The organism is Streptococcus sp. OH4692_COT-348, from assembly GCF_003859975.1.
Taxonomy (GTDB): domain Bacteria; phylum Bacillota; class Bacilli; order Lactobacillales; family Streptococcaceae; genus Streptococcus.
The window spans coordinates 1-9,720 of sequence record NZ_RQZB01000004.1; the positions used below are offsets into that span (position 1 = coordinate 1).

A 9,720-nucleotide genomic window follows, 5' to 3' on the forward strand; every position below is an offset into this window, starting at 1 on the left:
TGTCAAAGTAGTACCATTCTGGCATTGGGGAACCTTCTAATCTTATACCATTAGGGTAAGGACCAATTGTACTACCTTTAGATGGAAACGGTATATATTGCCAGCCGACCACCATCTCTCCAGATAAAGGATCAAAATAATAGTACTTCCCATCAATCACTCGCCAGTAGGTTTCTTTTAGGTCCCCCTTCTTGTAGTAGGTTCTACCATTTTCTTGGACAAATTGCCAGCCTTCTGAATCAGCATCATCCGCCAATACTGCACTTGTTGCTAGCAAACCAAAGAAAAAGACTGCTAATGCAATTTGCATCAATTTTTTTATTATTTTCATTAGACATATCCTCCATAACTGATTATAGCAAAGAGCAAACTGCATGTCAATATATAGAAAACCCCTCAAAAAAAGCAGTTACAAAACTGCAACTGCTTTTCTATTCTTGCATGGTGTAACCAACACCACGAACTGTTTTAATGTAGCTTTTTTGACCTTTTACATCAAGCTTGCTACGTAGATAACGGATATAGACATCCACGATATTTGTTTCGGTCGCACTTTCATACTTCCAGACACTTTCCAACAACTGCTCACGAGTCAGAACTTTCTTGCTTCCCATAAGAGTAGCCAAGAGGTCATACTCACGACGAGTCAAAGCAATCATCTCCTCGCCACGATAAACGGTATGATGTTCTACATCCATACGCAGATTGCGGTAAGACGTTGGAACCTTCATCTGACTACAGTGTTGGTCGATAAAGTCCCGACCTCGGAAAATCGCTGAAATACGAGCCACCAAATTGTCAATAATAACCGGCTTATAGATGTAAGAAACGGCAAAGCGTTGGATTGTCTCAATCTGATCTTGCAATTCTTCGCGATGGTCCAAGACCATGATCACGGAGGCTGGCTTAGTCCGACTCAGCTTGTCTGCAAAATCCTGGGCTGTCATATCCCCCAGTTGAGCATTCAATAAAATCAAGTCATAGTCTGTCTGAAGAGCCATGGAGAGGGCCTTTTGCCCCTCCTCAACCTGATCAACTCGGTATTGCTCTTTTTGGAGTTCCAAACTTAAAAAATGAGCTAGATTTCGTTCTTTCTCAAGTAATAAAATCCGTTTCCCCATGGCAGACCTACTTATTTTTCGTCATACCAGGAGTAGTGGAAGGTTCCTTCTTTGTCTTTACGTTGGTAAGTGTGGGCACCAAAGTAGTCACGTTGCGCTTGGATCAAGTTAGCTGGAAGGTCAGCTGAACGGTAGCTATCAAAGTAAGTAATAGCTGCTGAGAAGGTTGGCACTGGCACACCAGCTTGAACCGCAAGAGCTACGATATCACGCACTGCTTGTTGGTACTTAGCAGTGACATCCAAGAAGTATTCATCCAAAAGAAGGTTAGCAAGGTCTGCATCACGGTTGTAAGCATCTGTAATCTTTTGCAAGAAACGAGAACGGATGATACAGCCATCACGCCAGATAGATGCGATGTCTGCAAATGGCAAGTTCCAGTTATTTTCTTTAGAAGCTACACGCAATTGAGCAAAACCTTGTGCGTATGAAATGATTTTTGAGAAGTAAAGAGCTTGACGGATTTTTTCAATCAACTCAGCCTTGTCTCCTTCAAATTTGAAGGCAGCTGGTTTTGGAAGAACCTTGCTAGCATGTACACGTTCTTCTTTGTAAGTTGAAATGTAACGTGCAAATACTGACTCAGTGATGAGTGACAATGGCACACCAAGGTCAAGTGATGATTGGCTAGTCCATTTACCAGTTCCCTTGTTACCTGCGGCATCAAGAATGTAGTCTACGATTGGTCCATCTTGACCTTCATCGTCTTTACGGCTCAAGATATCAGCTGTGATTTCGATCAAGTAGCTGTCCAATTCACCCTTGTTCCACTCAGTAAAGATTTCAGCCATATCTTCTGCAGAAAGGCCTAGCAAGTGTTGCATCAAGTCATAGCTTTCTGCGATCAATTGCATATCACCATACTCGATACCGTTGTGAACCATTTTCACATAGTGACCAGCTCCATCAGGACCGATGTAAGTCACACATGGTTTACCATCTTCTGGTGCTTTAGCTGAGATTTCTTCAAGAACATCCGCAACCAATTCGTATGCTTCTTTTTGTCCACCAGGCATGATAGAAGGACCTTCAAGGGCACCTTTTTCACCACCAGAGACCCCAGTACCAATAAAGTTGATACCTGAGTTTGCCAATTCTTCATTACGACGGATTGTATCTTTGTAGAAAGTGTTTCCGCCGTCAATCAAGATATCACCCTTGTCAAGATGTGGAAGAAGGGCTTGGATAGTAGCATCTGTACCAGGTCCAGCTTGAACCATCAGCATGATACGACGAGGTTTTTCGATTGAGTTTACAAAACTTTCCACGTCATAGCTTGGTACAAAGTTCTTTTCAGGATGGCAAGCAATTACATCTTCCGTTTTTTCTTTACTACGGTTGTAGATAGCAACTGTGTAACCACGAGATTCAATATTAAGGGCAAGGTTACGACCCATTACGGCCATACCTACGACACCAAAGTTAGCTTTTGTCATTTGACACTCCTCTTATTTGATTTGTTTTATTTTATCATTTTTACTTTTGAAAAGAAAGAATTTTGTAACGACTGCTTAGTAGTCCAAAGCATCCGCATGTCCAGAACCATTTCCAACAAAGTATCCTGTCTTACAGTTAAGGGTAAAGAGATAGGTTCCATCTGGCTTGTAGAGGTTGTAATAACCATTGCCATTAACGATATTAACACGTTCAAGGATGTATTGGTTTCCAGTGATATAACCACGTGAGCGTGAAGTCGCTAGGATTTGTTCCAAAACACCATCCGCGAAATCCCAAGCAGAGTTATTGCTATCATCAACAGCCGATTGATTGAACGGCACACGACTCGAAGCTCTCTGGAGGTCAACTCCAGAACTTGATAAACCGCCATGGCTATCATCACGTGCAGAAACTGAATTGTTTGATGAGGCGCTTGAAGATGGACCTGTGTTGCCTGTAGAGCTCTCTGTTGATGAACTTGAACTTTCTTGACTTGAGCTTGAAGGAGCTGTTTGTTGACTCTTACCTAGACTAATAGCCTTATCTAGTAATTTATCAAGCTCCGTATTTCCAGTTTTAATATCTGTAAATTTAGCATCCGATTTAGCTTTAGCGTTAGTGTCCAAAACACCATCAACAATAGCTGGCTTCTCAAATTGAGCATTTACATTTTGAATAGCCTTAATTTGCGTTTCAAGGCTGTCATACTTAGATTTTGCAAGCGTATATTCACGACTACCCTCCAACTTATCAAGCAAGGTTTTAAGTTGGCTCAGCTTATCAAACTGACTATTTTTCAAAGCCGTTTTGTTGCTATCTGTATAGAAGGCATCATAGAGAGTATTAAACTCTTGTAATGCTGTTTGCGTAGCTTGGTCGGTTGAAGCTGATTGTGAAGATTGTATCTCTTGGTTTGAGCGTGAGATTTGACGGTAGACAAAATAGCTCCCCAGCAGGATAACAATTACAATCAGTACTGAAGCGATGATCATCACTCGTTTCTTTATAGAATCTGCTTCTGTTTCTGTCTCTATGGCAGTAGCTCTCGACAGTAAAACTGTCTCATCTTCTTGGACCTCGTCATCTTCATCAACACCTTCCTTAGTTACAACTAGAGGTTCTATCTTTTGACTTTTTTCCTCTAGAGGAGGCAAAACAAAGTCTGAACTATTTGTGTCTGTAGCATCTATAGAAGATTCTTCTCCTAACTCCTCATCTGCAGTAGTATCACTCGTTTCTCGAACTGCTTGAATCAATTCCTCTAAACTTTGAGTGGCTGCTAGCTCTTCTTTTTTGAACTGTCGTGTTTCAAACTTATCTGCTTCAATCTCTTCACGATGTTGCTTTATATATTTGTCTAGAATACTATCTTCTGGAAGCACCCCAGCTTCAACTTCCTCATTCTTACGAATAACTTGACCTACTGTCAAATCTTTAGCGTCATCAAAATCAAATTGTGGCTCTTGATCATGTTTCTCATGCCGATCACGTCTTTTCTGGTCCATATCTTATCCTTTCTACTTCACTTCTTGGCGTTTAACACGCTGACCAAAATATTGATACAAATCAACTTTTAAGGTCCCATTGTACAACTTACGCTTCTTATCCGCTTGACTACCGTACTTGGTCTCAAAGGCTTCATCGCTAGTTAGGATAAACTTGCTCCACGTTTTCAGTGGTGCAAATACTTGACCCATCTCAGCATAAAGCTTGGTAACCCCTGCATCATCTGACAAGCGTTCACCATAAGGCGGGTTAGAGATAATAACTCCATTGATTTTATCGGAACGTAAATCCTGCACGCGCATCTGCTTAAAGGTAATATCTCCTGCAACCCCTGCCGCCTGGGCATTAGCCTTAGCAATTTCCACCATACGTGCATCGATATCACATCCCATGATATCCAGTTCCAGTTCACGATCCACTTTCTTAGCTGCTTCTGTACGCACTTCTTGAATCAGTCGATCGCTAATCCAGTTCCATTCCTCAAATGCAAAAGAGCGACGAAGTCCTGGTGCCATCTTTCTAGCAATCATAACTGCCTCGATACAGAAAGTTCCTGAACCACAGGTCGGATCAATCAAAGGCTTATCTGGATACCAGTTAGAAAGTTGTAAAATGGCTGCCGCCATGTTTTCCTTGATAGGAGCGCCACCCTTTTCCGTACGATAACCACGTTTAAAGAGGCTAGTCCCTGTCGTATCAATCATGACAGTTGCTATGTCTTTAAGAATAGAGACCTCAATCTTAAACTCTGGACCATTCTCCATCAGAGGAACACCTTCTGGGCGAGCATAGTGTTTTTGTAATTTCTTGACAACAGCCTTCTTTGAAATAGCCTGTACACTTGGCTCATTGTGAAGTTTAGATTTAACACATTTGGCTTTTGAAATCGGAAAACGAGCCCCAAGCGGTAAATAATTTTCCCAATCTAAGGCGAAAACTCCCTGAAACAACTCTTCAAAAGTCTTAGCTGGGAACGTTCCTACGATAATCTTGATACGATCTGCTGCCCGAAGCCAGAGGTTGGTTTCGATAATTGCTCTTGCATCTCCTTGAAAACGAACACGGCCGTTTTCAACCTGACAATCATAGCCCAACTCTCTCACTTCTCGTCCCACAACAGCTTCAAGACCTGCTGCAGCAGTCGCGATTAAATTAAATTCTTTTTTCATTTTACAGTCTTGTAAGACCTTTCTTTTGTTCACTTTAAAAAATGAGGTTGAGAAAGATTTCTCAGCCCCAACCTATATGCAATTTTCTATAAGCCATGTTTTGTTCCAGAAGTGACTAGGACCACTTCCTTCGATAATCATCTGTCTACCACTAACAGCCTACAGCTGATAGCAGTCAGAGTACTACGTTCGTTTCCGTGTACTCCATGCCCCGACCGAAATTTGGGTTGCTAGCTTGAGGGGTTTACCGCGTTCCACTCTCTCTGTTTCCAGAAAGACTCCGTCACTGTGGCACTTTCAAGCCTACTCTGACCTATCCAAGGACTTAGCCATTTCAACTGCCGTAACGATTTCTCGTCCCTAGGCTTATGGTTTCGCCTAGCACAAACACTACAGGCATCACAGCCTGTGCTAGCATGGACTTTCCTCATGAAAAGCAATTCTCCTCACGCGATTATCCAAAAATTGCACTCATCCATAATTCTATTATAAATCTTGATTATCTAAGATTTGTTTACCAAACACTTCTTTTTCAAGTCGATTTAAGCGTTTTAAAATATCAAAATTTGTTACTGAAGTAGAGCTTGTTACCTCAATTGAATCCGGCTGAGGTGTAGTAACCTGCGGTTTACTAGATAATTCACTCTTCAAATCAGCTATCTCCTGACGTAGTGATTTAACCAAAGCTGCATAAGTCTCATAGTCCTTGATGACATCGTCCAAAAATTCATCAACTTCAACCTTACTATATCCACGGACCTCACGTCCAAACTCTTGCTCAAAAATATCTTTTGCTGAAAAAATAATACTTGCCATGTCCCTCTCCATTCTCGGTTGCTAGTATTATTATATAAAAAAAGGCAAACAAAAATCAAGGTCAAAGGCTTACTTTTCAGAAAAATTTTCTGCCATTTCATTTAAGGATTCAAAAGTTAACCTTCTTGTAAAATAGTTCTCTTGATTTTTCATCATTTGATAAAAATGCCGTAATTTTGTCTCATTTTCTTCATCATAAAATAGATAAGATTCATCCGTGTTTTCTAGTAGAAAATGTTGATAATCTCGTAATTGTCCCTTATGTTCATACTTTGAATAGGCATATTTTACAAAATCAACTTGTTTGAACTCACTTAATTTTATTTGGTTAGCTTCATTCCAATTACTTCCATGAGTTTCAAAATCAAATATTGTCGCCAGCTGAAAGCCATAATCTTCTTTCATCTCTCGAGCTACTTCTAATACCCAGTATTCGAATCCTAGATTTCCTGTGAATACAAGCCACGTCACACCTTCTTGAGCCATAGATTCTAAATCTTTTTGAATCGCTTTTTTTATCACTTTCAACCGAGGATCTTTATCATTATAAAGTCCCAGATCAAAAGCTGAGTATCCTAAAATTAAAGCTGTAGTCATTTTTAACCCTTTCTTTGTAATTTTATGATATAATAGAGTGATGTTATTGTACCAATAAGGAGAATTATGGTCAACTATCCTCATAAAATTTTATCATCAAAAAGAAACACTCCTCTATCCAAAACTAAAAATTTCGCTAATAGAGGAATGTCCTTTGAAAAGATGATTAATGCCACGAACGACTACTACTTGTCTCATGGACTGGCTGTTATCCACAAGAAACCCACTCCCATCCAAATCGTTCGTGTCGATTATCCACAACGAAGTCGAGCAAAGATTGTCGAAGCCTACTTTAGACAAGCTTCAACTACTGACTATTCAGGTGTTTATGATGGATACTACATCGACTTTGAAGTTAAGGAAACTAGGCAGAAACATGCGATTCCGATGAAGAATTTTCACCTTCACCAGATTCAACACATGGAACAAGTCCTTGCCCAGCAAGGAATTTGCTTTGTGCTCCTGCACTTTTCTTCTCAGCAAGAAACTTATTTATTGCCGGCTATTGACTTGATTCGTTTCTATCATCAAGATAAGGGACAAAAGTCAATGCCACTTGGATATATTCAAGAATATGGATATTTGATTGAGCAAGGCGCCTTTCCTCAAATTCCCTATCTCGACATTATCAAAGAACATTTACTAGGTGGTAAAACAAGATGAACAAACAAACTATCCTGCGAATAGCTAAGTATATAAGCATCGGCTTCTTAACTGTATTTATCGCAGCTGTTGTCCTAGGCGGAGGGCTTTTTCTCTACTATGTTAGCAAGGCTCCGTCTCTGTCCGAAAGTAAACTAGTCGCGACAACCTCAAGTAAGATATACGATAGCAAAGACGAACTGATTGCCGATCTTGGAGCAGAACGCCGTGTCAATGCGCAATCAAATGAAATTCCAACGGAATTAGTTAATGCTATTACTTCTATTGAGGACCATCGTTTCTTTAATCACCGTGGAGTTGATACTATTCGTATTCTTGGGGCAGCATTGAGAAATCTCCGAGGTGGAGGGGGACTCCAAGGAGCTTCAACCTTAACTCAGCAATTGATTAAGTTGACTTATTTCTCTACTTCAACTGCCGATCAAACCTTATCACGTAAAGCTCAGGAAGCTTGGCTAGCTGTTCAACTAGAGCAAAAAGCTACGAAACAAGAAATCCTAACCTACTACATTAATAAGGTCTACATGTCAAACGGTAACTATGGAATGCAAACTGCTGCACAGAACTACTACGGGAAAGATCTTAAAGATTTGAACTTACCGCAGTTAGCACTCCTCGCCGGAATGCCTCAGGCTCCAAATCAGTATGACCCATACTCTCATCCTGAAGTAGCTCAGGAACGACGTAATCTTGTCCTATCTGAGATGAAGGGTCAAGGATTCATCACAGCAGAGCAATATGAAAAAGCAATCAACACACCAATTACTGAAGGTCTACAAAGCCTAAAATCTGGTAATAGCTATCCTGCTTACATGGACAATTACCTTAAAGAAGTAATTGATCAAGTAGAACAAGAAACTGGCTACAACCTTCTAACTACTGGTATGGAAGTCTACACCAATGTTGACACCGAAGTTCAACAACATCTCTGGGATATTTACAATACTGATGAATACGTTAATTATCCTGATGATGAACTCCAAGTAGCTTCAACTATCGTAGATGTAACAAATGGTAAAGTCATTGCTCAGTTAGGTGCCCGTCACCAATCAAGTAATGTATCTTTCGGAGTCAACCAAGCCGTTGAAACCAACCGTGACTGGGGTTCTACTATGAAACCTATCACAGACTATGCTCCTGCCTTAGAATACGGTATCTACGATTCAACTGCTTCAACTGTTCACGATGTACCTTATAATTATCCTGGCACAAATACACCTGTTTACAACTGGGATAAAGGTTACTTTGGAAATATTACTATCCAGTATGCTCTTCAACAATCACGTAATGTCACAGCGGTTGAAACTCTTAATAAGGTCGGTTTAGATAAAGCAAAAACCTTCCTAAACGGACTTGGTATTGATTATCCAAGTATGCACTATGCGAATGCTATCTCTAGTAATACAACTGAATCCAACAAACAGTACGGAGCAAGTAGTGAGAAAATGGCAGCCGCCTACGCAGCTTTTGCGAATGGTGGTATCTACCATAAACCAATGTACGTTAACAAGATTGTCTTTAGTGACGGTAGCTCAAAAGAATTTTCTGACCCTGGCACTCGGGCTATGAAAGAGACGACTGCCTATATGATGACAGAAATGATGAAAACTGTTTTAGCATACGGAACAGGTCGTGGTGCCTATCTTCCATGGCTACCTCAAGCTGGTAAAACTGGTACATCAAACTATACAGATGAAGAAATTGAGAAATATATCAAAAACTCAGGCTATGTTGCCCCAGATGAAATGTTTGTCGGCTATACTCGTAAATATTCGATGGCTATATGGACGGGTTACTCAAATCGTCTTACTCCTATTGTTGGTGATGGCTTCTATGTTGCAGCCAAGGTGTACCGCTCAATGATGACTTATCTTTCTGAAGATAATCATCCTGGAGATTGGACTATGCCTGAGGGCTTATATCGAAGTGGAGAATATGTCTTTAAGAACGGTGCTCGTCCTACATGGACTGCTCCTGCTACTCAACAAAGTTCTACACCCGCTCCTGCGAGTCAGACTCCAGAGACCTCAACCTCTCAGTCAAGTGTAACGACACCAAACGCAAACGCAAATCCAAATGCAAATGCAAATACAGCTACTCCTAATGCTGGAACCAATGAGAATACGGTAACACAACAACCAAGTACCAATCAAGGTCAGCCTAACCAAAATCCTAAGCCAGCTCAACAATAAATTACTAACCACCCAAAAAAAATGTACTGACCCCAAAAAGTTAGATTTTTTCTGTCTAACTTTTGGGGTGCAGTTCAAAATTGGGTGGTTTTTCAATCTTTTCTTTGTTAAATCAATAATTAGAACAGAAAAACCTGAGAATGCCAATTTTACTTCTCAGGTTTTTTTGTTCTATAAACTCCACTGGTTTAGAATACTATTAAGAAAGAGTTTAATTGT

General features: G+C 40.4%; 8 protein-coding genes, 1 other RNA gene and 1 pseudogene. 2 read left to right on the forward strand and 8 right to left on the reverse strand.

Annotated features, from left to right (window positions below):
* From cbpJ to EII37_RS03015, 8 genes and pseudogenes are all read right to left on the reverse strand, one after another.
* Positions 1-331: pseudogene (gene cbpJ / locus EII37_RS02980) on the reverse strand (choline-binding protein CbpJ); the annotation flags it as partial.
* A 100-nt stretch (positions 332-431) separates the two neighbouring features.
* Positions 432-1,121 carry a response regulator transcription factor gene (locus EII37_RS02985; RefSeq protein ID WP_049493051.1) on the reverse strand — a complete coding sequence of 230 codons (690 nt, stop codon included), beginning with the start codon at positions 1,119-1,121 and terminating at the stop codon, positions 432-434.
* Positions 1,122-1,132: 11 nt separating this feature from the next.
* A complete protein-coding gene (gene gndA, locus EII37_RS02990; protein ID WP_000158778.1) occupies positions 1,133-2,557 on the reverse strand; it encodes an NADP-dependent phosphogluconate dehydrogenase in 1,425 nt (474 codons plus the stop codon).
* Between the two features lie 75 nt (positions 2,558-2,632).
* Positions 2,633-4,063 carry a cell division site-positioning protein MapZ family protein gene (locus EII37_RS02995; protein ID WP_124787537.1) on the reverse strand — a complete coding sequence of 477 codons (1,431 nt, stop codon included), beginning with the start codon at positions 4,061-4,063 and terminating at the stop codon, positions 2,633-2,635.
* Positions 4,064-4,075: 12 nt separating this feature from the next.
* A complete protein-coding gene (locus EII37_RS03000; RefSeq protein ID WP_124787538.1) occupies positions 4,076-5,233 on the reverse strand; it encodes a class I SAM-dependent RNA methyltransferase in 1,158 nt (385 codons plus the stop codon).
* An 84-nt stretch (positions 5,234-5,317) separates the two neighbouring features.
* Positions 5,318-5,699: RNase P RNA component class B (gene rnpB / locus EII37_RS03005), an RNA gene on the reverse strand.
* A gap of 20 nt (positions 5,700-5,719) precedes the next feature.
* Positions 5,720-6,049, reverse strand: a complete 330-nt coding sequence (gene gpsB, locus EII37_RS03010) for a cell division regulator GpsB (RefSeq protein ID WP_124787539.1) — start codon at positions 6,047-6,049, stop codon at positions 5,720-5,722.
* Between the two features lie 69 nt (positions 6,050-6,118).
* Positions 6,119-6,646, reverse strand: coding sequence for an SLOG family protein (locus EII37_RS03015; RefSeq protein WP_124787540.1), 528 nt, complete (start codon positions 6,644-6,646; stop codon positions 6,119-6,121).
* A gap of 66 nt (positions 6,647-6,712) precedes the next feature.
* On the opposite strand from EII37_RS03015, the gene recU reads away from it, so the two are divergent.
* Both recU and pbp1a read left to right on the forward strand, forming a co-directional pair.
* On the forward strand, positions 6,713-7,309 hold the full coding sequence (recU, locus tag EII37_RS03020) for a Holliday junction resolvase RecU (RefSeq protein ID WP_124787541.1): 597 nt from the start codon (positions 6,713-6,715) through the stop codon (positions 7,307-7,309).
* Positions 7,306-9,501 carry a penicillin-binding protein PBP1A gene (gene pbp1a / locus EII37_RS03025; RefSeq protein WP_124787542.1) on the forward strand — a complete coding sequence of 732 codons (2,196 nt, stop codon included), beginning with the start codon at positions 7,306-7,308 and terminating at the stop codon, positions 9,499-9,501. The genes recU and pbp1a overlap by 4 nt, the downstream gene beginning before the upstream one ends.
* Positions 9,502-9,720: the final 219 nt, after the last annotated feature.

Coding starts and splice junctions, on each gene's coding strand:
- recU (WP_124787541.1), top strand. CDS start 6,713: ATGGTCAACTATCCTCATAAAATTTTATCATCAAAAAGAAACACTCCT.
- gpsB (WP_124787539.1), bottom strand. CDS start 6,049: ATGGCAAGTATTATTTTTTCAGCAAAAGATATTTTTGAGCAAGAGTTT.
- EII37_RS03000 (WP_124787538.1), bottom strand. CDS start 5,233: ATGAAAAAAGAATTTAATTTAATCGCGACTGCTGCAGCAGGTCTTGAA.
- EII37_RS02985 (WP_049493051.1), bottom strand. CDS start 1,121: ATGGGGAAACGGATTTTATTACTTGAGAAAGAACGAAATCTAGCTCAT.
- pbp1a (WP_124787542.1), top strand. CDS start 7,306: ATGAACAAACAAACTATCCTGCGAATAGCTAAGTATATAAGCATCGGC.
- EII37_RS03015 (WP_124787540.1), bottom strand. CDS start 6,646: ATGACTACAGCTTTAATTTTAGGATACTCAGCTTTTGATCTGGGACTT.
- gndA (WP_000158778.1), bottom strand. CDS start 2,557: ATGACAAAAGCTAACTTTGGTGTCGTAGGTATGGCCGTAATGGGTCGT.
- EII37_RS02995 (WP_124787537.1), bottom strand. CDS start 4,063: ATGGACCAGAAAAGACGTGATCGGCATGAGAAACATGATCAAGAGCCA.